A 21,521-nucleotide genomic window follows, 5' to 3' on the forward strand; every position below is an offset into this window, starting at 1 on the left:
CGGGACGAGGTCGTCGCTCCAGGCCACCCACGGCCCACGGCCCACGGCCCACGGCCCCACGGGCGTCCCTCGTGGCTCCGGAGTAGCCTGCACCTCCGGGGGGTTGCACAATGACGTGACGTGACCCCGACCCAGGACCTGTGATGCCTGTTCCGCCCGAGCCCGCCGTGGGGGACGCCGGCGACCGTCCCACCTCCCCCGTCCCCTCGGTCGAGGCCCTGCGCCGCACCGTCGCCGAGCAGACCCCGCTGCTGACCGGACCCACCCTCCACGACTCGGTCGTCGTCCGCGTCCGTCGGGTGCTCACCAGCGCCGACGAGCTGCTCGAGCTGCTGGGTGAGGACGGGGACGAAGTCTCGCGCGACACCGTCTCCCGCGCCCTGGCCTGGGTGGTGGAGTCGGTGGGCGCCTACGAACGGCTGCCCGGCCGGTTCGCCGCAGGCCATGCCGTGACCGGTGACCACGCCCCGCTGCTGGCCCTCGTCGACGATCTCGACCTGCTCGGCCTGACCCTCGACCACGCCTACGACGCGGCGCACCGCCAGGACGACCGGCACGCCCGCCGGCAGCACACCGTCCTGCTCGAGCGCTTCGACACGGCCTCCCGGCCGGACGCGCTCGTCGGCGAGAGCGGCGTCGCGCCGGAGCACCTCGACCACGACGTCGTCCGCGACAAGGGGCTCGACGTGGGCGAGGACGGCATACCCCGGCTCCCCGTGCCCGAGCAGCCCGACCCCCACCACGCCCCGACCCCCGACCCCGTCGGGGCCGGCGTCGGCCCGGACGACCAGCCCCAGGAGGACCAGTGAGCAGCAGGTACGCGGTGGCACCGACCCCACCGACCGGTCCGGGGGAACAGCCCGAGGACCGCGCGGTCGACCACTACCTCTCTGAGCTGGCCCGCTGGCGGATGCGGCGCCAGCACGAGCTCTCCGCGCTGGACGAGCTGACCCGCACCCACCCGGACCGGGACGCGTTGAACGAGGACATCACCGCCTCGATGACGCTCTACCACGCGATCGCCCAGCGGCACGACCTGCTGCTGGCCACGTGGGAGGACGCCCGCGACGGGGACGGCGAGCGCGAGTGGGTCTCCACCCTGCTGTGGGGGGTGCTCGAGATGCCGGACGGCGATCCGCAGGCGCTCGCCCTGGCCCTGCCGGACGCGCTGCGGATGTCGGACGCCCTGGCGGCCTCGCTGCGGGCCCGCACCGGCGCCGACGGGGAGGAGCTGCCGGTCCGTCAGCGGGTCGCCTCGCTGCGCGCCGACCTGGACCGTCTCGAGGGCGTCGTCGCCCGCGACGACAGCGCCGTGCCCGTGGGCGGGTCGGACGCGGGCGCGGACATGGCCCCCGAGCTCACCGGACGGCTCGCCGCGGCGCGCCGACGGCTGGACTCCCTGGGACGCCGTGCGGACGACGAGGCGCTGGTGGCGATCGGCGAGCTGGAGTCCGAGCTCGCCGGGCTGGAGCGGGCTCTCCTCGTCGCGGCCGCCGAGGAGGCGCACGGCACCGCCGACGTCGCTCAGGCCCGCGCCGAGCGCGACCAGCTCGTCGCCAAGGGGGAGGCCGTGCGGTCCCTCGCGGCCCGCGTGCTGGAGAGCGTGACGCCCGCACCGAGCCTCGGGATCCCCGACGTCACCGCGCTCGGGGAGGTGCCGACCGAGGAGTCCGAGCTGCCGGCCTACATGGGCAACCTGGAACGGGTCGGGCGGGCCCTGGACCAGGCCCACGCGACGTATGCGGCGGCGCTGGCGGAGTACGCCGACCTCGCCGACCGTGCGCAGCGGTTGGCGTCGACCCTGGCGGGGTGCGGTGCCCCGACGAGCGTGGACCTGTCGGGCATGCTCACCGCGGCCAAGGAGTCCCTGCACAACAAGCCCGCCGACGTGCGGCGGGCGGCCGCGCTCGTCGCCGCCCAGGAGGCCTACCTCGCCCAGCTGAGGCCCGAGTCGTGAGCGGGGGCGAGGACGAGGTGGGCGACGACGAGGTGGGCGAGGACGAGGTGGGCGAGAACGAGGTGGGCGAGAACGAGGTGGGCGAAAGCGTGGTGGGCGAGGGCGAGGGCGTGGCCACCGGCCGACGGACCGAGCCGGCCCGCGCGGTCGACCCGGACGTCGTGGTCGAGGGCACGAGCCGGGAGTGCCCCCACTGCCACGCGACGAGCGTCGGGGACGTGGCCTTCTGCGGCGCCTGCGGCTACGACTTCGTGACCGGCTCCGCGCCGGTCGCGGCGGACACGCTGCCCGGGGCGGACGAGCGACGACCCACGTCGGAGCAGGCCGCCGAACCGCTCGAGGCCTACATCGACCCGCGGCGCGACGCCGACGACATTGAGCTGCAGACCACCCCCGCCGAGGTGGCCCTGGACCCCGAGGACCTGCCGCACCGGCCGGACGTGCCGCCGCCCACCCCGCCGTCCGCCGGGCAGGTGGAGACCGTGCACGACCTGCCCGAGCACCGCCCGCCCTCGCGCGAGAAGAAGGCGGACTGGGTCGCCGAGGTCTGGGTCGACCACGCCTGGTACGCCACCCGGGACACCGACCAGCCGGTGCCCGAGGCCGGCCCGCCGGAGCTGGTCACGCTGACCCAGGACAACGTCGTCGTGGGGCGCACCAACGTCGAGCGCGGGCTGCGGCCCGACCTGGACGCCGGGCACGACGCGGGGGTCTCCGTCCGGCACGCGCAGCTGACCAGCGACGGTCACCGCTGGTGGATCGAGGACCTGGACACCTCCAACGGCACGTACGTATCGACCGTCGGCCTGGCGCTGCCGACCGACCCGATCGAGCGGGGCGTGCGGGTGCAGATCGACGAGGACGACCGGGTCTTCCTGGGCGGATGGACCCGGCTGATGCTGCGCCGACGGGCCTGAGCGGCAGGACCGGGAAGACGCGTCAGCGGCGTCCGGCCACGGGGGTCAGTGCTTCTTGCCGCGCGAGTCGATCTCGATGTGCTCGGAGGCGGTCTTCTTCGACTGCTTGTCGGCCCGCTTCTCCTTGATGCTCTTGCCGGACTTCTTCGTCATCGACTGGCGGGGGGACTTGTCAGCCATCGTTGGCTCCTTTGTTCGGAAAGCCTGGATGGCTCCGTGATCCCACCCTACCCGCGCCACCGCCGTCCTCCGGCGAGCCGGACAGGCCGGGGGCCGGTCCCGTCGTGCGACAGGACCGGCCCCCGGGGGTGCCAGGAAGCTGGTGTCAGCCCTGGTCGCGCTGCGCCTGGACGGTGTCCTTGGACTCCTGGGCGCTGGACTTAACGTCCTCGGTGGCCGAACCGGCCTCGTCCTTGACGTGCTCGACGCTCTCGGTCGCGCTCTGCTTGACCTGGTCGGCGGCCTCCTGAGCCTGCGGCTTGACGTCCTCGACGACGTCCTGGGCCACCGCCTTGACCTCTTCCACCAGGCCGCTGTCCTGGACCTGCTCCTTGGCCGACACGGCGAGCTCGCGCTCCTTCTCCGAGCCGGGCAGGAGCGAACCGAGCAGCCATCCTGCACCCAGGGCGATGAGCCCGGCGGCCATCGGGTTGCCCCGGGTCTGCTGACGGGCCTGCGACGGGGCCGAGGCCACGGCGTCCCGGGCCGAGCCCGCGGCGTCACCCACCCGCTCGCCGACGTCGGACGCGGCCGCGGAGGTGCGCTGCCCCATACCGGGACCGGAGCCGTGGTCGTCGCTGCCCATGACCTTCTCCTTCAGGGACCGGCCGGCCCCCACGACGGTGTCGCTCACCTTCTCGGCCTGACGCTTGGCCACGTTGCCCGGGCTCGCGGCCTCGCCGAGGGCGTCGACGTCGCGGCTGAGGTTGCTGCGCGTCTGGGCGATCTGACGCCGCAGGACCTCGGGGTCGTCGCTCATCGGCGGGTCGGCGGGGTACGCCGGGTCCACGGGGTACGCCGGGTCCACGGGGTATGCCGGGTCCGTGGGGTTCGTCGGGTCGGTGGGGTAGGTGCTCATGCGTGGTCCTCGTTTCCCTTGAGTGCGTCCGGAACCTTCTTGGCGGTCTCGACGGTGTGCGGCATTCCCTTGACCTTCTGCAGCTGGGACCTGCCCATGACGCCCAGGACCGCCGCGACGACGGCCCACAGGAGCGCGACGACGACGGCCGACCAGCCCAGGCCTATCAGATCTCCCAGCGCCCACCACAGGGCGACGGAGAGGAAGAGGAGGGTGAACCAGCCGGCCAGCGCGGCGCCGGTCAGCATGCCCGCCCCCTTGCCGGCCTGGGTGGCGGACTGCTTCGCCTCCGCCTTGGCGAGGGCGACCTCCTGGCGCATCAGCGTCGACAGGTCCTGCGTGATGTCGCCGACGAGCGCGCCCACCGAACCGATCTCACCGCGGTCGTAGGTGTCGTGCGCGGCGCGGATCTGCTCGGCCGGCCGCACATCACCGGGGGCGGCGGCCTCCCGTGCGCGGGGGTCGGGGACGGGGTGCGCCCCGCTGCCTCCTGGGACCGTCACCGGCGGTCACCACCGTCCGTGGACGGGGAGAGGGGGTCGCCGGCGACCGGATCGATCTGGTCCGTGACCTCCTCGGTCCCGGGGTGGATCCTGCCGGCGTCCATCTCGTCCGGGTACCCGGTCGTCGCCGGGGAGGTGCCCGCGGCGGTGCCTGCGGCGGCGTACGTGGTGGCGGGCTGTCCGGCGCTCGGACGGCCTCCGTAGGCCTGCGGGGCAGGGGCCCCCGGCTGGCCGTACAGCCCAGGTGCTCCCCCCGTGCCGACCGGGGCCATCGCCTGCTGACCGCCTCCGGCACCCGGGCCGTCCTGGGCCTCGTCGCGCAGACCGCGCGTCAGGCGACCGCCGATGAAGCCGACCGCGGCGCAGGCCGCCAGGAAGGTGCCCGGGTTGCGGCGGGCGTAGCGGCGGACCTCCTCGAGGAGGTCGGCGGGCTCGCGGTTCTCCAGCCAGCCGGCCACGGTGTCGACGCGCTCGGCGGCCTGGCGGGCCAACCCGGCGGCCATGCCGCCCTCGTCGGTCCCGTCGGCCATCTGCTGCAGCTCGCCGGCCAGTCCGTGCAGGCCCCCGGCCGCCCGCTGCTGCTGGTCCTTGGCCTGCCCGGTGACGTCCTGACGCACCTGCTGGTAGAGCGAGGCGGCCTGCGCCTTGGCCTCCCCGGCCACCTGCTTGGCCTCCTCGCCCGCCGTCCGGGCGACCGCCCCGGCGTCCTCCTTGGCGGTGCTGCCCAGGTTCTTCGACTCCTCCTTCGCCACGTCCGTCGTGGACCGCGTGGACTGCGTGGACTGCGTGGAACCGTACTGGTCGAACGGCTGATCGCTCATCTGCTCTCCCTACCTGTCCGTGGGCCGGGTGCCCACTCGCTCTCGACGGTAGGTCGGGCAGTTCTCAGATGCGCCCCGAAGCGCGCCGTTCACCCCTGGGGGTGGAGGCCCGCGAGCGTCGTGCGCGCGCCGCGGAAGCCTCCGGGGGTCAGGAACCCGGCTCAGCGCCCGGGCGGCGGCGGTGGCGGTGGTGGAGGCGGCGAGGACGCGCCCGGCCCGGGGGGCGGCTGGGTCGTCCCGGCACCCGGCCCGGGAGGCGCACCCGGGCCCGGCGGCGGTGAGGCGGCACCCGGGCCCGGCGGCGGTGAGGAGGCACCCGGAGACGCCGACCCCGGCGGCGGCGGGGCCGACGAGGCCCGGTCCGCCAGCTCGTCGAGCTGGGCGAGCAGCTGGGCCCGCCGGGCCGGATCGACCGGCTGCCCGCGGTGCTCCTCGTGCACCAGGCGCCCCAGCTGGGCGTACAGCCGCTCACCGCCGGGGACGCCGCCCGAGCTGCCCGGCAACGTCATACCGCTCTGGTTGAGCGCCGTCTCCGCCTTGCCGGCGAACTCGTTCGCCGTGCGCATGGCCTTGTCGAGGAATCCCATGATCCACCTCCGCAACGGGTGACAGTCCCTGTCCCTGCGGACCATACTCGGGTCGTGGGCCGCTCGGGGCTCCCCGGGCAGGTGCGAGAACGATCCGACCTAGAGGAGACGGTGCATGGCCATCCACGGTTCGCTGTTCGAGGACTTCCGCGAGACCGAGTCGCGCGACCAGTTCACCCGGCAGAACTCCAAGCTGCTCAAGATCCGCATGGACTACGGGCCGGTCAACGCCCGGCTCGGGTCGATGGTCGCCTACCAGGGCGACGTGCGGTTCACCAACCGCGGGTCCGGCGGCCTGGACAAGCTGCTGAAGTCCAAGCTGACCGGCGAGGGGGTGCCGATCATGGAGTGCGCCGGGGCGGGCGAGCTGTTCCTCGCCGACGACTCCGCCGACGTGCAGGTGCTCTACCTCGACAACGACATGATCTCGGTCAACGGCGCCAACGTGCTCGCCTTCAGCGCCTCGATCGACTGGGACATCCACCGGGTCGCGGCGCGCGGCGGGATGATGGCCGGCGGCCTGTTCAACGTCTCGCTCCGCGGGTCGGGGTATGTCGCGGTCACCAGCCGGGGCGAGCCTGTCGCCCTGGACGTGGGGCAGGCTCCCACCTTCGCCGACGCCCACGCGGTGGTGCTGTGGACCGCCGGGGCGCGGATGGACGTCAAGGTGGACACCGGGGGCATCGGCTCGATGCTGCGCGGCGGCACCGGGGAGTCGATCCAGATGGCCTTCACCGGCAACGGCCACGTGCTGGTCCAGCCGGCCGAGAACCGGCACACCACCGGGGCGGGCGAGGCCAGCGGCCGCGGGGGCGGGCTCAGCGACTTCCTGGGCAACTGACGGGCGGCAGACCCCGGCTGACGGCCAGCCGGCCGTCAGCCGACCGCGAGGACGGTCAGCCGACCCCCCGACCCCCCGACGCACGGGAACGGCCCGCCCCGGGTGGGGGCGGGCCGTTCCTGTCCCGGGCGTCGCCCGGGTGTCGGGCTCAGGCCCGACGGGGTGTCGGGCTCAGGCCTGACGGGGGTATGGCGCTCAGGCGCGGCGACCGCCGTCGGCGTCGCCGTCGCGCAGGCCCTGGCGGTCGTCGCCGTCCTTGATGACGTCGACCTCCTCGTGGGACACGTCGGTCGTGACGTCGCGCTCGTCGGTGACGGTGGTGCGCTCCACACCGACCTCCTCGGTGGCGACCACGTCCTTGTCGATGACCGGGCGCTCCTCGTGGACCGCCACCTCGACCTCGTCGTCACCCAGGTCGCCGCGGTCGGCGGTGCCGCCGTCGGTGACGGGCTCGCGGACGACCTCGTACTCCTCGCGCTCCACGGGCACCGTGACGGTCTTCTGGTCGGTGACCACGTGCTTGCGCAGACGGACACGACCGGTCTGGACCCGCTCGGTGCCGACGTCGACGCGCTCCTCGTGCAGGGTCATCCGGCCCTCGTCAGTGCCGCGGTCGGCCACGTCCCCGGCGACCGCGTCACGGTCGGCGCTGGCACGGACCTCGTCGCCGCGGGCGTCGCCGGCGTACTCCTGACGGGCGACGTCGCCGCCGGCGTTCAGGTCCTGGCGGTCGTCGTCGAGGCCACCGGCCATCGCGGTGCCACGCGGCATCGAGTCGCCCTCGAGCCGGTCGTCACGACCGTCGTGGTCACGGTCGACCACGCCCTCGCGGCCGGTGCCGCCCGTCGTGCCGCCCATGCCCTGGACGTCGTAGTAGCGGTAGAGCTCGTCCTGCTCGCCCTCGCTGAGGTGCTGGTCGGCCTCCATGTTGGGGGCGTCCTTGATGTAGCTCTTCTCGTAGGGCAGCCGGATCGCCCCGTCGCCGTAGTCGGCGTCGTTCAGCGGCACGAAGGTCTCCTTCGTGCCGAAGAACCCGGTCTTGACGGTGACCCACGCCGGGTCACCGGTGTGGTCGTCCAGGTAGACCTGGCCCACTCCCCCGAGGCTCTCGCCGTCGCGGTCCACGACGTCGGCGTTGTACAGCTGGTCGACGTGCTCCTGAGTGATGCGCATGATGCGAAAATCCTTCCGTCTGGGGCACTTGCCTCTTCACAGTGGCACCTGTCCCGGGGGTCCCGCATCTTGAAAGTCCCCTTCACCCGCAGGGGTGAGCGGCCTAGACTGGAGCCCATGGACGCCCTCCGCCCGGACGGCGCACCGCGTCGGCGGGCCGGGCGATCCCGCCTGGACCGCCCGCACCTCGACCGCGGCACCATCGTCCAGGGTGCCCTGGAGATCCTCGACGAGGGCGGGGTGGAGTCGCTCAGCATGCGGACCCTCGGGCGGCACCTGGGGTACGAGGCGATGGCGCTCTACCGGCACGTCGGGGGACGGGAGGAGATCCTGGAGGCGGTCGTGGACCACCTTCTCGGCGACCTCGACCTGCCTGATCCGGTGGGCGACCGGGAGGAGTACCTCCGCGGGTTCGCCCGGGCGGTGCGCACGCTCGCCGAGCAGCACCCGCAGGCCTTTCCGCTCGTGGCGACCACCCATCCGGCCGCTCCCTGGCTCTGCCCGCCCCTGCGCAGCCTCGCGCTCGTGGACCGGTTCTTCGAGGACCTGCGCCAGCTGGGCTGGGACCGGGAGTCCTCGGTCGAGGTCTACCAGGCGTTCGCCAGCTTCCTGCTGGGCTTCCTGCTGCTGGAGACCGCGCGCGCCGGCACCGGGACGGCACCGCCGGACGTGCCCCTCGACGAGGGTGGTGACCAGGGACCCACGGGACCGGACCGGGAGCTGGACGTGGCGGCATACCCGCGCCTGGTCGAGCTGCGCCCCCTCCTGGAGCAGGACCGGTGCGAGGAGGAGTTCCACGCCGGCCTGGAGACCCTCCTGGAACGCCTGCGGCGTCGCTTCCCGCACCAGCCCGGAGCCTGAGCCCCCGGCCCTTCCCCCTCCCCCGACGTTTGACACGACCACGGGGCAGGGCCTGGACTGCGGTGTATGCCGTTCTCCGGGGTTCCGCACTCCGCCGCCGCGTTCTACGCCGGGCTGGAGGAGAACAACTCGCGCGGGTTCTGGGAGGCCAACCGCGAGCGCTACGAGAAGGACGTGCGCGGACCGATGACCGCGCTGCTGGCGGAGCTGTCCGAGGAGTTCGGCACGGGTCGGGTCTTCCGGCCGCACCGCGACGTCCGGTTCAGCCAGGACAAGAGCCCGTACAAGACCCACCAGGGGATCTTCGTGCCGGTCGCGCCCCGGACCGGGTGGTACGCCGAGGTGTCGGCCGACGGGTTCCGCGTCGGGGGCGGGTGCTACCACCTCGAGCCCGCTGCGCTGGCGGCGTTCCGCCGCGGGATCGACGGTCCGCGCGGGGCACGGCTGGAGACCGTGGTCGACCAGCTGGCGGCGGCCGGGTGGGAGGTCGTCGGGGAGTCGCTGAGGACGGCTCCGCGCGGCTACCCGCGGGACCATCCGCGCATCGGGCTGCTGCGCAGGCGGTCCCTGGCGGCCATGCGCTGGATCGAGGACGGCGACGTGGTGACGACCGACCTGCTCGTGGAGGAGGTCAGGGGCGGGTGGCGCCGGCTGCGGCCGCTCGTGGAGTGGCTGCGCGAGGTGGTGGAGGGGCGCTAGCCGCACGGCGGCAAGGCTCGGCTGGGGGCCGGCCGGCGGCCGGTCCGGCCCGGGGCACGGACCGGACCGGCCTGCTCGGGCCCCCCGAGACAGGACGGTCGGTCCCTCCAGCGTAGGACCGCCGTCGGGACGTCGTCTACGGCCGGGCGCGGGCCTCGCGCAGCGCCGACTCGACAGCCGCCGTGGCGACCGCGACGTCCTCGTGCTCCCAGATCCGTACGACCGACCAGCCCGCGTCCCGCAGCAGCCGGTCGGTGTCCGCGTCGCGGGCCTGGTTGGCCGCGAGCTTGGCGGCCCACCACGGCCCGTTCGCCCGCGGCTGCGTCCCGTGCTCGGGACAGCCGTGCCAGAAGCACCCGTCGACGAACACGGCCAGCCGGGCCCTGGTGAACGCGATGTCGATCGACCGCCTCCGGTTGCCCGGCACCGGGTGCACGACCCGGAACCGGTGGCCCGCGGCGTGCAGCGACCGGCGCAGCGCGAGCTCGGGAGCGGTCTCGCGGCGGGGCGCCCGGGACATCCGGGCCGACACCTCCTGCCAGGAGGCCCCGGGGTGGGGCGGGACGAGGGCGGGCACGCGGGCTGCGCCTAGGGACCGAAGGACGCGGGGGTATGCGGGGTGCTCGGCGCCGCGAAGTACGCCGGGTGCGGCTCGAGCAGGCAGAACTCGTTGCCCTCCGGGTCGGCCATCACGTCGTGCGCCTCGACCCCGTCCTCGACGACGGTCCGGACGAGCGTCGCCCCCAGACCCTCCAGCCGCCGCCGCTCGACCTCGCGGGAGATCCCCTGCCCAGGAAGCAGGTCGAGGTGCAGGCGGTTCTTGACGACCTTGCCCTCCGGGACCGGGGTGAAGGCGAGGTACGGCGGCGCGCCGCCGGGGCTGCCGACGGTGGCCCACTCCGGGTCGTCGCGGCGGACCTGCCACCCCAGGGCGGCCGCCCAGAACCGCGCCTGCCCGAGGGCGTCCCGGCTGTCCACCACGGTGTTGTACCACTGCAGATCGGCCATTCCTGGACGGTAGCAACGGGTCGGCCCCCGGTGCGTCGGTCTCGGGTGACACCTTCCCCCTCGGGGCGCCCGGCGATACCGTGGTGGACGGGCCCCTCCCGCGGCCCGTCCACGGCAAGGAGGCTGTGCCATGACCAGGGAACTGAACTGTCGCGACGTCGGGTTCGACTGCGACGGCGTCGTCCAGGGACCGACCGACCAGGACGTGCTCAGCCAGGCGGCGACGCACGCCCAGGAGGTGCATGGCCTGTCCGAGGAACAGGTCTCCGACCCCGGTTTCGCCCAGCAGGTCTCGGCACAGATCCACGACCGCGGCTGAGCTGCCGCGCCGCGGTCAGCCGCGCAGCAAGGGCGTCGGCTGCAGCACGCGCGGCGATCAGCCGCGCAGCAGGGGCGGGTGCAGCACCGCGCCCTGGATCCCTGCGGCCCGGTAGAGCCGCGCGGGACGACCGCGGCGCCCCTCGGCATACCTCCCGGTGTCGGTGAGGAACCCCTCGGTGCCGAGGACCTTGCGCTGGAAGTTGGACCGGTCCAGCTCGCTCCCCCAGACCGTCTCGTAGACGCGCCGCAGGTCGCGCAGGGTGAACTCACGCGGACAGAAGCTGGTCGCCAGGGTGGAGTACTCCAGCTTGGCGCGCGCCCGCTCGACCCCGTCCGCCAGGATCTGGGCGTGGTCGAAGGCCAGCGGCATCGACAGCGCCTCCTCCACCGGCCACCACCGGGCCTCGGCGGCGTCCGTGCCCGCGGTCGGCTCGGGAAGGTGGGCGCCCAGGGCGATCCAGGCGACGGTCACGACCCGCTCGGGCCGGGGGTCGCGGCCCGGCGCCCCGTAGGTGCGCAGCTGCTCGAGCAGCAGGTCGTCGCGGGTGACGTGGCACTCCTCGGCGAGCTCGCGGTAGGCCGCGTCCTCCAGGTCCTCGTCCGCCCGGGTGAAACCGCCCGGCAGGGCCCACCGGCCGGCGAACGGCTCCTCCCCGCGGCGGACCAGGAGCACGCTGAGGACCTCGTCGCGGATGGTGAGCGCCACGACGTCGACGGTCACGGCGAAGACGGGGAAGGCGGCCACGGTCCCAGCCTAGCCGGTTAAGGGTCACCGGCACCCTTTGTCGGTGGACTGGGATAGAGTCATCTCGACACGAAGAAAGAAGGTCCTCATGAACCTCAGCCCCCAGCACCGCACCGCCGGCCCGACCGGCCAGCACCGCACCGCCGGCCCCGCCGACCAGCACCGCAGCGTCGGCCCGACCGGCCAGCACCCCACCCGGCGCCATGCTCCCCTGCACCTCACCTCCGTCCAGAACGACCGCGCCGCCGGCGTCCTCCTCGGCCAGGCGTGCGGGGACGCCCTCGGTGTGCCCTACGAGTTCGGCAGCGCCCGGCTCGACCCGACGACCGGCCCGCGGATGGTCGGCGGCGGGCTGGGGGGCTACGCCCCCGGAGAGTGGTCCGACGACACCCAGATGGCCGTGGCGGTCGCCGAGGTCGCCGCGACAGGGGCGGACCTGACCGACGCGGAGGGTCTGGAGCAGGTGGCCGCCGGGTTCCTGCGGTGGTACGCCGACGGTCCCGCCGACATCGGCGTCCAGACCCGCCGGGTGCTCGGTGACCGGGACCGCCGTCCCGGGCCGGACCACGAGGTGCTGCGCGCCCTCGCGGCCGGGCTGCACGAGCGCACCGGCCGCACCGCCGGCAACGGCGCCCTCATGCGGACGGCGGTGGTCGGGCTGACCCGCCTGGACGACCGGGACGCCACCGCGACGGCCGCCCGCGCGGTCGCCGAGCTGACCCACGCCGACCCGGTCGCGGGCGACTCGTGCGTCCTGTGGTCCGAGGCCGTGCGCCGCGCGGTCCTCGACGGGGTCCTCGACGTCGCCGGCGGGCTGGACCTGCTGCCGCAGGAGCGGCCCACCTGGTGGGCCGAGCGGCTGCAGGAGGCCCAGGTGCAGGCTCCGGAGTCGTTCGCCGGCAACGGCTGGACGGTGACCGCCCTCCAGGCCGCCTGGTCGGCGATCTGGCACACCCGCGAGGAGAGCGCGGGCCCTGCCCACGTCGTCGCCGCGATCGAACGGGCGATCGGCATCGGGCACGACACGGACACGGTCGCCGCGATCGCCGGTGGGCTGCTGGGGGCGCGCTACGGCACCTCGGCGCTGCCGTTCGCCTGGACGCGGGCTGTCCACGGCTGGCCCGGCCTGCGGGCCCGGGGCCTGGTGCACCTGGCCGTGCGCACCGCCCACCGCGGCCGGCGCGGCGCCCAGGGATGGCCGGGGGTCGCGCGGATGGACGACGGCCGTCAGCGCAGGCGCGCCGTCCCGCTCCCCTCCGACCCGGACGTCCTCCTGGGCACCTTCGCCGACCTGGGGCGGGTGCGCGAGCTCGGCGTCGACGCGGTCGTCTCGTTGTGCCGCCTCGGGGAGGAGGAGCACGCCCCCGCCCCCGTCGCCCCCCGCGATCACGCCGAGGTCTGGCTCGTCGACTCCGACGACCCCGACAGCCACCAGCACCTGCGGTTCAGCCTCGACGACGCGGCCGGTGCGGTCGTCACGCTGCGGTCGGAGGGCCGGCGGGTGCTGCTGCACTGCGTCGCGGCCCACCACCGGACCCCCGCGGTGGCTCTGCGCTACCTGCGGGCCAGGGGGATGGAGCGGTCCGCCGCCCGGGCCGAGGTCACCACGGTCCTGGGGCGGGAGGAGATCGGGGGGCTGCTGTGGCAGGAGGCCTGCCGGGACTGAGGCGCGGGCGAGGGACGGGTGGCGCTGCGCCATACCCGTCCGTCCGTGTTTGCAAATCAAGGTTAGGACATCCTAACCTCACCCCGTCACGCTTCCCGGACCCTGCTGAGGGTCCCTGCCCGAGGAGTCCTCGATGTCCCCACGCACCGGCCTCGCCCGCCCGGCCGCCCTGGCCGCCGCCGCCATGCTCACCCTGACCGCCTGCTCCACCGGCCCGACCTCCGGGGCGGCCGACGAGGGGACGGTGGGCGGCGCCGACGACTCCGGGCAGGGCACGGGCGCCGCGAGCGGTGACGCAGGGGCCACCTCCACCGGTGACGCCGGGACGGCCTCCGGCGGCGAGGACAGCGGCACCTTCCCGGTCACCGTCGACCACGCCTTCGGCAGCACCGAGATTCCCCAGGACCCCCAGCGCGTGGTCACGGTCGGCTGGACCGACCACGAGGTGATGGCCGCCCTCGGCGAGGTGCCGGTGGGCGCGGTCAAGATCAACTGGGGCGGCAACGAGGCCGGCTCGACCGACTGGTTCGACGAGGCGGTGACCGAGCTGGGCCACGACCCGGCCGAGATCACGCGCTACGACGACTCCGACGGCATCCCGGTCGACGAGATCGCCGCGATGGAGCCGGACCTGGTCATCGGCAGCAACTCGGGCATGAGCCAGGAGGACTACGACCGGCTCGCGCGGATCGCGCCGACGGTCGCCTACCCCGAGACCGCGTGGGCGACCCCGTGGCGGGAGTCGGTCGAGCTCGTCGGGAAGGCGATCGGCCGGCCCGAGCAGGCGCAGGAGGCCGTCGCCGAGACCGAGGCCGAGCTCGCGGCGGCCCGGGAGGAGCACCCCGAGCTGGAGGACACCTCCTTCGCCTGGGGCTGGTTCAGCCCGACGGACACCTCGACGATCGGCCTGTACAACGTCATCGACCTGCGCCCCCAGTTCCTCACCGAGCTCGGCATGGTCAACGCGACCGTGGTGGAGGAGATGAGCGGGAACGAGAACTTCTCGGCCAATCTGTCCGCCGAGCAGGCGGACACCCTGGACGCGGACGTCTTCATCTTCTACAGCGACGGGGGCTTCACCGCCGACATGCTGCTGGAGGACCCGCTGCTCTCGCAGATCCCGGCGATGGCCTCCGGTGCCTACGTCGAGGCCGGCGAGCCGCAGGACGTCGTGGGCATGAGCTCACCGACCCCGCTGTCCATCCCGGTGGCCCTCGACCGCTTCGTCCCGCAGGTCGCCGAGGCCGCGGCCACCGCGGCGCAGGACGAGGCCCGCTGAGCGGTCCGCCCCGTCGTACCCGGAGAACGCCACGCCCGTGAGCGGGCAGCACCCCGCAGACCGGCGACACCCCCGCAGATCGGAGAGCAGCCATCGTCACGCCCCTGGGCACCGCCGCCAGCACGCCGCCGACCGACGGCGTGCTGGTCGGTCGTCGCCGGACCTGGGGGCCCCTCGCCGTCGGGCTCGGTGCGGTCGCGCTGGCCGTGGCCGTCTCGGTGGCGGTCGGGTCGCGCACCCTCAGCCCCGGTGAGCTCGTCTCCGGGGTCGACGCCGTGCTCCGTGGCGTGAGCACCGACCCCGCCGGTGCCGTCGTGGCCGCGCGGGTCGACCGCACGATCATCGGTGCCGTCGTCGGCCTTGCCGTCGCACTCTCGGGCGCCGCGATGCAGGGACTCACGCGCAACCCGCTGGCCGACCCCGGCATCCTCGGCGTCAACGCCGGTGCCTCGCTCGCTGTGGTGCTCGGCATCCAGGTGCTGGGCATCGGGTCCTCCGGGGCGTTCGTCTGGCTCGCCCTGGTGGGCGGGGTCGTCGCCGCCGTCGTGGTGTATGCCGTCTCCGCCGCCGCCCCCGGAGGGCCCGCCCCGCTCACCATGGCCCTGGCCGGCGCCGCCCTCACCGCGGGCGGCGTCAGCGTGGTCGCCGGTCTGCTGGTCAGCGACCGCAGCGCGCTCGACACCTTCCGGTTCTGGCAGGTGGGCAGCGTCGCCGGGCGACCGGTGGGCCTGGTGCTCGACGTCCTGCCGCTGCTGGTCCTCTCCCTCCTCGTCGTCGCCCTGTCCGGGCCGGTGCTCAACGCCACGGCGCTGGGCGACGACCTGGAGCGGGCGCTCGGCCAGCGGGTCCACCTGGCCCGCGGGACCGTGGCCCTGGGCGCCGTCGGCCTGGCCGCCTGCGCGGTCGCCCTCGCCGGACCGGTGGGTTTCGTCGGCCTGGTCGTGCCGCACCTCGTCCGCCTCGTCACCGGCCCCGACTACCGGCGCATCCTCATGGGCAGCGCGATCGTCGGGCCGGTGCTCGTGCTGCTGACCGACACCCTCGGCCGGGTCGTCATGCCGCCCTCGGAGATCCAGGTCGGCCTGATGACCGCGGTCCTCGGCGCCCCCGGCCTCATCTGGCTGGTGCGCAGGACGGCCGTGCGATGAGCGTCCACGGCACCCGCTCCGTAGACCGGGCGGAGAGCGCGCCGGCTAGGCCTGCCGCGAGCGCCGCAACCGCCGCAACCGCGGCGACCTCAGCACCCTCAGTGGCCGGTACCGCTGCCCACGCCGTCCCCGCCGAGCACCGCCCCGACCGGATCGAGCAGGTCCGGTCCTCCCGCCGCCAGGCCGGGCGGCGCGGCCGCCTGGTCCTCGGCGGCCTGCTGGTCGCCTGGCTGCTGGCCATGGTCGTGCGGACGCTGCTGGGCGACTTCACGATCACCGTCCCCGACTTCTGGCGCATCCTGCTCGGCACCGGTGAGGTGGCGGGCGGCGCCGAGTTCGTCCTGCTGGACTCCAAGCTGCCGCGCGCCGTGGCGGGCACCCTCGCCGGGGTGGCACTGGGGGCCAGCGGTGCCACCTTCCAGCTCATGGCCCGCAACCCGTTGGCCAGCCCCGACGTCCTCGGACTGACGATGGGGGCGAGCGCCGCGGCCGTCTTCACGCTCGTGGTGCTGGGCGGGTCCGGTGCAGCCGTGACCGTGGCGGCTCTCGTCGGTTCGGCCCTCGTTGCCGTCGCCCTGCTTACGCTCTCCGCCTCCCGCCGGGGCACCGCACCGACCAGGATGATCCTCGTCGGCATCGCCCTGTCGGCGATGCTCACCTCGGTGGTGCACTGGGTGCTGCTGCGCGCGGACATCTACCGCGCGCACGAGGCGATGGTGTGGCTCACCGGCAGCCTGTCCGGCGTGACCTGGCCCCAGATCGGGCTCCTCACGGTGGTCGTCTCGCTTGCCGTCCCGCTCCTGCTCGCCACGGCGCGCGAGCTGCACCTCGTCGAGCTCGGTGACGACGTGGCCGCCGGTGTCGGCGCCGCGCCCGGCACCGTGCGCGCCCGGGCGCTGATGCTGGTCGTCCTCCTCGTCGCGGCCACCACCTCGGTCTGCGGGCCGATCGCCTTCGTCGCCTTCCTCTCCGGCCCGATCGCGCGGCGGCTCCTCGGCGGCCGCGCCTCGATCGGCGCCGCGGCCCTCGTCGGCGCGGTCGTCGTCGTGCTCGCCGACCACGCCGGCGCCTACGCCATGCCCGACGTGAATCTCCCGGTCGGCGTCGTCACCGGCCTCGTCGGCGCCCCGTTCCTCCTGTGGCTCCTCACCCGTGAAAGGGCTTCCTGATGACCTCCACCGCGCTCCGGGCCGAGGGGCTCAGTCTCGGCTACGGCGAGCAGACGATCGTGCACGACCTCGACCTGACCGTCCCCGAGGGCAGGATCACCGCGATCGTGGGACCCAACGGCTGCGGCAAGTCGACGCTGCTGCGCGGCCTGTCGCGCCTGCTGCGTCCCCAGGACGGTCGGGTGATGCTCGGCGACCACGACGTGCACCGGATGCCGACCAAGCAGGTCGCCCGGTCGATGGCGCTGCTGCCCCAGCACCCGGTCGTGCCCGAGGGCATCACCGTCGGCGAGCTCGTCGCCCGCGGCCGTCACCCGCACCACGGGCTGCTGCGCCGCTGGACCCGCGAGGACGACGAGGTCGTGGCCACGTCGCTGGAGCTGACCGGTACCACCCACCTGGTGGGCCGTGAGGTCGCCGAGCTCTCCGGCGGTCAGCGCCAGCGCGTCTGGATCGCGATGGTGCTGGCGCAGCGCACCGACCTGCTGCTGCTCGACGAGCCGACGAGCTTCCTGGACATCGCCCACCAGGTGGAGGTCCTCGACCTGGTGCGCGACCTGTCGGTCGACCGCGGCACCACCGTGGTGATGGTGCTGCACGACCTGGCGATGGCGGCCCGCTACGCCGACCACCTCGTGGCGATGCGGGGCGGGCGCGTCGTGGCCGAGGGCAGCCCGCGCGAGGTCGTCACGGCCGAGACCGTCTGCGAGGTCTTCGGCATCACCTGCCGGGTGCTGTGGCAGGAGGCCACCGGCGACCTGTCGGTCATCCCCCTGGGTCGCCACCGCCCGGTCGGGCACCTGCTCGGAACGGCGGGCTCACCGCGACTCGCGCCGGAGGCCGTCGGGCTCGACGCCGGCACCCGCGAGCAGGCGGAGGCGGACGGACTCGACGCCGGCGCCCGCGAGCAGGCGGAGGCGGTCCGGTGAGCCCCCCCACCACGGAGGTCACGGCCGCTCGGCCCGCGAACCCCGGGCCGCAGGTCGAGCCGGAACACGGGTCGGCCAGCCGGATGGAGCGCGCCGACCACCGGTGCGTGCCCGCGACCGTCCTGGCCACCACGCGTGTGGCGCTTCAGCTGCACCGTCTCACCCTGGCCGTTACCGGGCTGGCGGGGTGGGCACCCCTGGGCCCTGACGAGTTCGTCGGTCTCGTGCTGCCCCGTCCCGGCACGCGGTTGCCCGACCTGTCGGGCATCACCGGCCCCAACCCTCGACCTGTCGTCGCCGCGCTGCCGGAGCCGGTCCGCCCGGACGTGCGGTGGTACACCGTCGCGGACCACCGCCCTGCCCCGGAGTTCCGGGGCGACCGGTCCACGGAGGGAGGCACGACCGAGATCGACGTCGACGTGGTCCTGCACCCGCCCGGGGAGGTCGACGAGGGACCTGGTGCCACCTGGGTACGCCGCGCCCGCCCCGGTGACGAGCTGGCGGTCCAGACCGGCACGACCTGCTACCACCCGCCCGCCACGGCACGGACCCGCCTGGTCGCCGGGGACGAGACGGCATACCCCGCGCTCCGCCGGATCCTGCAGGAGGAGGGCGACGTCGAGCTGCACGCGGTGCTGGAGGTCGACGTGGAGGACGCCCTCCCGCCGCTGCCCCGCCCGCGGCGTGGCAGCGTCGATGTGGTCCTGCGGGAGGGCCGTCCACCCGGAGAGGCGCTGCTGGCGCACCTGCGGTCGGCTGAGCTGCCCGACCTCGACTACGGCTGGGTGGTCGGCGAGCAGGACCTGGCCGCGCGGGTGCGTCGCCACCTGGTCCGGGACAGAGGGCTGGCACGGACGTCGGTGTACTTCTGCGCGTACTGGATCCTGGGACGCCCCCGCGGCTGACCGGCCGGTCGTCCGGGAGCCGGGCCGGGGTCCAGGTACCTGCACTTCCAGGGGAACGGCCTGCCCGTCCGCCGAGGGCCATGGCCAGCCGACGTCAGCCGTCGTGACCGGTCTGTGGCGCAGTCGATCGTGGCCCCCATCAGGGCTTCGATCGACTGCAGGAGATCTCCAGACACTCGCACGACCCCGCAGCTCACGGACGTCCACCCCACGGACGTCCACCACGGACCTCCGGCACGCGGCAGCCCCACAGCCGGCCGCAGCCCGTGCTCAGTCGTCGATCGCCTCGACGCCCTGCGCCTTCAGCTCCTCCAGGCGGGCCTGCATGTGGGCCAGCACCTCGGGCGGATGACCCTCCCAGTCCTCGACCTCGCCGAGGACGCGCACCGGCTCACGGGTGCGGTAGGACCGGGTCGGGTTGCCGGGGAACTTCTTGTCGGTGAGGTTCGGGTCGTCCTCGAACGCGCCCGTCGGCTCCACCCGGTAGACGTGCCCCCTCCCCTCCCCGACGGACAGCTCGGCGCCCCAGACGGCCGCGTCCATGGTCGCGGTGAAGTAGACGTGGTTGGCCACCCGCCGCGAGCCGAAGTTGGACCGCTGGCCCGGCTCGAGCACGTCCCCGACGCGCAGCTCGGCCTTGGTCCCGTGGAAGTACGGGCCCGTCTCGTCCTCGACCGGCACGCTACCGACCCCCTGGTCCCTGCGGATCGAGGACCAGCAGGTCCCCGCCCTCGCCGTCCGACAGCCGCATCCTGGTGCCGGCCACCTCGTAGTGCCGCGCCGCCTCCAGCGCGTCGAAGAACTTCTGCTTCATCGCCATCTGCTCCTCCGTCCCTCCCACCGCCGTCCGTATGACGTCCTCGACCTCGAACGACCCGTCCGCACGCCAGGTGCAGGTCCCGCCGAACCGGTTGACACCAGAGTGCCCGCTGACCTCACCGTCGTCCAGGGTCGTCGTCGGGACCACCTCGGCGTCGTCGGCCCCCGAACCTACTCCCGGTGGTCGTGGAACCATGGAGGGGCGCGGTGCCGTCCGACCACGACTGCGGGCGAGCGTCGACCGCGGAGAGGAGCTCGGGGTATGTCGATCCGTCAGCGGGTGCTCGTCGGGGGCGTGGCGACGCTCGGGGTGGTGGGGGCGAGCGTGGGATGGTTCCTCGCCGAGGCTCCCCAGCACCGGGCGAGCGAGATCCAGCTGGAGGACACCGCCGGGATCATCTCCGAGCCGGACCTCGCGGCCGGGGTGGCGGACGTGCGCTTCCACGAGCCGACCACGGTGGCGGTGTTCACGCACCGCGGCGGCGAGGAGGCGCTCACCGACGACCTCGCCCTCAACGACGCCGTCCTGGAGCACGCCCGGGAGAACCGTACGGACTGGCTCAGCGAGGACGAGCAGCGGTGGGCCGACGGGCTCTACATCTGGGCGGTCGACCCCGAGGGGCGGCTCGTCGGGACCTACTTCGGCGACGACCGGGCGGTCGGCGACGACGCCCAGCTGGCGATCCAGGACGCCACCAAGGAGGACCTGGGGTCGGGGCGGTGGACCGACGGGGCCGTGGTCGGCGTCGAGGAGGCCGCTGGGCGGATGAACGCCCCGTTCATCCGGACCGCCGGCGGTGCGGCCGTCGCCGGGGTCGCCTCGTTGGCGACGCTCGCGGGGGCCGGCACCTGGCTCGGTGTCGGCGTGCACCGTGCCAGGAAGAGCCGTCGCAGCCGGGCGGCCGGCGACACGGCGATGGCCAACGTCGTACGGGACCAGGAGGTGACCGAGCTGCACGCGCGGCTCATCCCGGAGGACTCCCGCTACGGCGGTCTGATGCTGCGGCGCTACGACGACTACAGCCGCGGCGTGCGTGAGCTCACGGAGCTGGGCAACTCGGCCCGCGGCATACCCGAGAAGCACTACGACACACCGGAGGCCGTCGAACGTCTCGCAGCCTACGAGGAGAGGGCGACGTCCCTGGACCAGCTGGACGACGTGATCGCCGACACCGCCGCCTTCCTCAACCGGGACCGCGCGTGGGTGGACGCCTGGCACCGTCAGGTCGCCCCCGTCCGGACGGACCTCGAGGGCGTCGAGGACCTCCTGGGCACCGAGCTGCCCGAGGAGGTGCGCGGCCTGCCCGAGGCGGACCGGTTGCGCACCTTCGCCTCCGACGAGCTCGCCGGGCTGGACCGGCTCCGCGGGGAGCTCGAGCACCGACGGGTCTCGCCCGACGACGCCCTGGACCACCTGCGGGCGACCCGCGACGCGCTGAGCGAGCGGCTCGACGACCTGGCCGGGGCCGTGGCACGGACCTTCGGGGAGGACGAGGACGAGCGAAAGACCCTGGACGAGGCGTGGCGGACCGAGCGTGGCCGGCGCCGTCCCGAGCCGACGATCCTGGCGACGGCCTACCCGACCTGGTCGTGGTTCGGGACCCACTCGTTCCTGTCCGGCTGGTCGGCCGGGAAGGGCGAGGTCGAGCAGTCCCGCTCGGCCGCCACGGGAGGGGCCTCGTCCGGCTACAGCGGGGGCAGCTTCAGCGGGGCCGGCAGCTCGTCCCGCTTCTGAGGGGCGGGCAGCTCGTCACGGTTCGCAGGTGCCGGCAGTCCGCCCGGGCCTCGGCCGGCCCGTGTCCCGGGACGTACACCCCTGGACGTCAGCCCGGGAGGTCCTGGTCCTGCCGCCGACCGTCCTGCGGCCGCCCTGGGGCGCGCCCGATCCCGGCGTCGCGCAGGCCGTGACGCACGCCGAGGCGGACCAGCAGGTAGACGAGGACCAGCGGCAGGAGGTACACCAGCAGGATCACCAGGTGCGAGAGCTGGATGCGCATGCAGGCAACCTAGTCCCTGGCGTCCCACCGCGTCGCCCTCCGTCCGGAGGCGCCCCGGCCGCGTGCGCCGGGATCGGCACAATGGGGCTGCTGACCAC

The 21,521-nt window shown here is 74.3% G+C and carries 26 protein-coding genes; 14 read left to right on the forward strand and 12 right to left on the reverse strand.

Annotated elements, in window-relative coordinates; genetic code table 11:
* Nucleotides 1-143: 143 nt before the first annotated feature.
* The 3 genes from ACWHYA_RS17035 to ACWHYA_RS17045 are packed head-to-tail and all read left to right on the forward strand — an operon-like array spanning nt 144 to nt 2,874.
* Complete coding sequence (locus ACWHYA_RS17035) at nt 144-809, forward strand: hypothetical protein (RefSeq protein WP_425940265.1); 666 nt, start codon at nt 144-146, stop codon at nt 807-809.
* Complete coding sequence (locus ACWHYA_RS17040; RefSeq protein ID WP_425940263.1) at nt 806-1,957, forward strand: hypothetical protein; 1,152 nt, start codon at nt 806-808, stop codon at nt 1,955-1,957. Before ACWHYA_RS17035 ends, ACWHYA_RS17040 begins: the two co-directional genes overlap by 4 nt.
* Nucleotides 1,954-2,874 carry an FHA domain-containing protein gene (locus ACWHYA_RS17045; protein WP_425940261.1) on the forward strand — a complete coding sequence of 307 codons (921 nt, stop codon included), beginning with the start codon at nt 1,954-1,956 and terminating at the stop codon, nt 2,872-2,874. Before ACWHYA_RS17040 ends, ACWHYA_RS17045 begins: the two co-directional genes overlap by 4 nt.
* Nucleotides 2,875-2,919: 45 nt before the next feature.
* Here the strand turns inward: ACWHYA_RS17045 and ACWHYA_RS17050 are convergent, their stop codons facing one another.
* The 5 genes from ACWHYA_RS17050 to ACWHYA_RS17070 form a co-directional block, all read right to left on the reverse strand.
* The gene (locus tag ACWHYA_RS17050; protein ID WP_425940260.1) at nt 2,920-3,054 is read right to left on the reverse strand and encodes a hypothetical protein; all 135 of its coding nucleotides are present in this window, start codon (nt 3,052-3,054) and stop codon (nt 2,920-2,922) included.
* 145 nt (nt 3,055-3,199) lie between these two features.
* Nucleotides 3,200-3,952 carry a DUF3618 domain-containing protein gene (locus ACWHYA_RS17055; RefSeq protein ID WP_425940258.1) on the reverse strand — a complete coding sequence of 251 codons (753 nt, stop codon included), beginning with the start codon at nt 3,950-3,952 and terminating at the stop codon, nt 3,200-3,202.
* The gene (locus ACWHYA_RS17060; protein WP_425941012.1) at nt 3,949-4,380 is read right to left on the reverse strand and encodes a phage holin family protein; all 432 of its coding nucleotides are present in this window, start codon (nt 4,378-4,380) and stop codon (nt 3,949-3,951) included. Before ACWHYA_RS17060 ends, ACWHYA_RS17055 begins: the two co-directional genes overlap by 4 nt.
* 71 nt (nt 4,381-4,451) lie before the next feature.
* Complete coding sequence (locus ACWHYA_RS17065; protein WP_425940256.1) at nt 4,452-5,276, reverse strand: hypothetical protein; 825 nt, start codon at nt 5,274-5,276, stop codon at nt 4,452-4,454.
* Nucleotides 5,277-5,437: 161 nt separating this feature from the next.
* Nucleotides 5,438-5,863, reverse strand: a complete 426-nt coding sequence (locus tag ACWHYA_RS17070) for a hypothetical protein (protein WP_425940255.1) — start codon at nt 5,861-5,863, stop codon at nt 5,438-5,440.
* Between the two features lie 115 nt (nt 5,864-5,978).
* On the opposite strand from ACWHYA_RS17070, the gene ACWHYA_RS17075 reads away from it, so the two are divergent.
* Nucleotides 5,979-6,704, forward strand: a complete 726-nt coding sequence (locus ACWHYA_RS17075) for an AIM24 family protein (RefSeq protein ID WP_425940253.1) — start codon at nt 5,979-5,981, stop codon at nt 6,702-6,704.
* 195 nt (nt 6,705-6,899) lie between these two features.
* Here ACWHYA_RS17075 and ACWHYA_RS17080 read toward each other — a convergent pair whose 3' ends face one another.
* The gene (locus tag ACWHYA_RS17080; RefSeq protein WP_425940251.1) at nt 6,900-7,877 is read right to left on the reverse strand and encodes a DUF2382 domain-containing protein; all 978 of its coding nucleotides are present in this window, start codon (nt 7,875-7,877) and stop codon (nt 6,900-6,902) included.
* Between the two features lie 117 nt (nt 7,878-7,994).
* Here ACWHYA_RS17080 and ACWHYA_RS17085 point away from each other — a divergent pair, with 117 nt between their 5' ends.
* Together ACWHYA_RS17085 and ACWHYA_RS17090 are read left to right on the forward strand one after the other, a co-directional pair.
* Nucleotides 7,995-8,738 (forward strand): TetR/AcrR family transcriptional regulator, encoded by a 744-nt coding sequence (locus tag ACWHYA_RS17085; RefSeq protein ID WP_425940249.1) that lies wholly within the window; start codon nt 7,995-7,997, stop codon nt 8,736-8,738.
* Between the two features lie 66 nt (nt 8,739-8,804).
* Nucleotides 8,805-9,437 (forward strand): DUF2461 domain-containing protein, encoded by a 633-nt coding sequence (locus tag ACWHYA_RS17090; protein ID WP_425940248.1) that lies wholly within the window; start codon nt 8,805-8,807, stop codon nt 9,435-9,437.
* A gap of 136 nt (nt 9,438-9,573) precedes the next feature.
* Here the strand turns inward: ACWHYA_RS17090 and ACWHYA_RS17095 are convergent, their stop codons facing one another.
* A complete protein-coding gene (locus ACWHYA_RS17095; RefSeq protein WP_425940246.1) occupies nt 9,574-10,014 on the reverse strand; it encodes a very short patch repair endonuclease in 441 nt (146 codons plus the stop codon).
* A gap of 11 nt (nt 10,015-10,025) precedes the next feature.
* Nucleotides 10,026-10,445, reverse strand: coding sequence for a VOC family protein (locus ACWHYA_RS17100; protein ID WP_425940244.1), 420 nt, complete (start codon nt 10,443-10,445; stop codon nt 10,026-10,028).
* Nucleotides 10,446-10,575: 130 nt separating this feature from the next.
* Here ACWHYA_RS17100 and ACWHYA_RS17105 point away from each other — a divergent pair, with 130 nt between their 5' ends.
* Nucleotides 10,576-10,764, forward strand: a complete 189-nt coding sequence (locus ACWHYA_RS17105) for a DUF1059 domain-containing protein (protein ID WP_425940242.1) — start codon at nt 10,576-10,578, stop codon at nt 10,762-10,764.
* Between the two features lie 57 nt (nt 10,765-10,821).
* On the opposite strand, the gene ACWHYA_RS17110 is transcribed toward ACWHYA_RS17105, so the two are convergent.
* Nucleotides 10,822-11,511 (reverse strand): NUDIX hydrolase, encoded by a 690-nt coding sequence (locus tag ACWHYA_RS17110; protein ID WP_425940240.1) that lies wholly within the window; start codon nt 11,509-11,511, stop codon nt 10,822-10,824.
* Between the two features lie 88 nt (nt 11,512-11,599).
* On the opposite strand from ACWHYA_RS17110, the gene ACWHYA_RS17115 reads away from it, so the two are divergent.
* The 6 genes from ACWHYA_RS17115 (at nt 11,600) to ACWHYA_RS17140 (ending at nt 18,607) form a co-directional block, all read left to right on the forward strand.
* Entirely contained in the window at nt 11,600-13,177 is a 1,578-nt protein-coding gene (locus ACWHYA_RS17115) for an ADP-ribosylglycohydrolase family protein (RefSeq protein ID WP_425940238.1), read from the forward strand.
* Nucleotides 13,178-13,310: 133 nt separating this feature from the next.
* Nucleotides 13,311-14,456: an ABC transporter substrate-binding protein gene (locus tag ACWHYA_RS17120; protein WP_425940237.1), complete on the forward strand. Its 1,146-nt coding sequence runs from the start codon at nt 13,311-13,313 to the stop codon at nt 14,454-14,456.
* A 140-nt stretch (nt 14,457-14,596) separates the two neighbouring features.
* Nucleotides 14,597-15,604, forward strand: a complete 1,008-nt coding sequence (locus tag ACWHYA_RS17125; protein WP_425940235.1) for a FecCD family ABC transporter permease — start codon at nt 14,597-14,599, stop codon at nt 15,602-15,604.
* A 101-nt stretch (nt 15,605-15,705) separates the two neighbouring features.
* The gene (locus ACWHYA_RS17130) at nt 15,706-16,773 is read left to right on the forward strand and encodes a FecCD family ABC transporter permease (protein ID WP_425940233.1); all 1,068 of its coding nucleotides are present in this window, start codon (nt 15,706-15,708) and stop codon (nt 16,771-16,773) included.
* Nucleotides 16,773-17,702 (forward strand): ABC transporter ATP-binding protein, encoded by a 930-nt coding sequence (locus ACWHYA_RS17135; RefSeq protein ID WP_425940231.1) that lies wholly within the window; start codon nt 16,773-16,775, stop codon nt 17,700-17,702. The genes ACWHYA_RS17130 and ACWHYA_RS17135 overlap by 1 nt, the downstream gene beginning before the upstream one ends.
* Nucleotides 17,699-18,607 carry a siderophore-interacting protein gene (locus ACWHYA_RS17140; protein WP_425940229.1) on the forward strand — a complete coding sequence of 303 codons (909 nt, stop codon included), beginning with the start codon at nt 17,699-17,701 and terminating at the stop codon, nt 18,605-18,607. The genes ACWHYA_RS17135 and ACWHYA_RS17140 overlap by 4 nt, the downstream gene beginning before the upstream one ends.
* A 270-nt stretch (nt 18,608-18,877) precedes the next feature.
* Here ACWHYA_RS17140 and arr read toward each other — a convergent pair whose 3' ends face one another.
* Nucleotides 18,878-19,315 (reverse strand): NAD(+)--rifampin ADP-ribosyltransferase, encoded by a 438-nt coding sequence (gene arr, locus ACWHYA_RS17145; protein ID WP_425941010.1) that lies wholly within the window; start codon nt 19,313-19,315, stop codon nt 18,878-18,880.
* Nucleotides 19,290-19,622, reverse strand: a complete 333-nt coding sequence (locus ACWHYA_RS17150) for an META domain-containing protein (RefSeq protein ID WP_431473648.1) — start codon at nt 19,620-19,622, stop codon at nt 19,290-19,292. The genes arr and ACWHYA_RS17150 overlap by 26 nt, the downstream gene beginning before the upstream one ends.
* A gap of 66 nt (nt 19,623-19,688) precedes the next feature.
* On the opposite strand from ACWHYA_RS17150, the gene ACWHYA_RS17155 reads away from it, so the two are divergent.
* A complete protein-coding gene (locus tag ACWHYA_RS17155; protein ID WP_425940225.1) occupies nt 19,689-21,161 on the forward strand; it encodes a DUF5129 domain-containing protein in 1,473 nt (490 codons plus the stop codon).
* An 88-nt stretch (nt 21,162-21,249) separates the two neighbouring features.
* On the opposite strand, the gene ACWHYA_RS17160 is transcribed toward ACWHYA_RS17155, so the two are convergent.
* Nucleotides 21,250-21,423, reverse strand: a complete 174-nt coding sequence (locus tag ACWHYA_RS17160; protein WP_425940223.1) for a hypothetical protein — start codon at nt 21,421-21,423, stop codon at nt 21,250-21,252.
* Nucleotides 21,424-21,521 lie beyond the last annotated feature (98 nt).

The organism is Ornithinimicrobium carbonis (assembly GCF_977012275.1).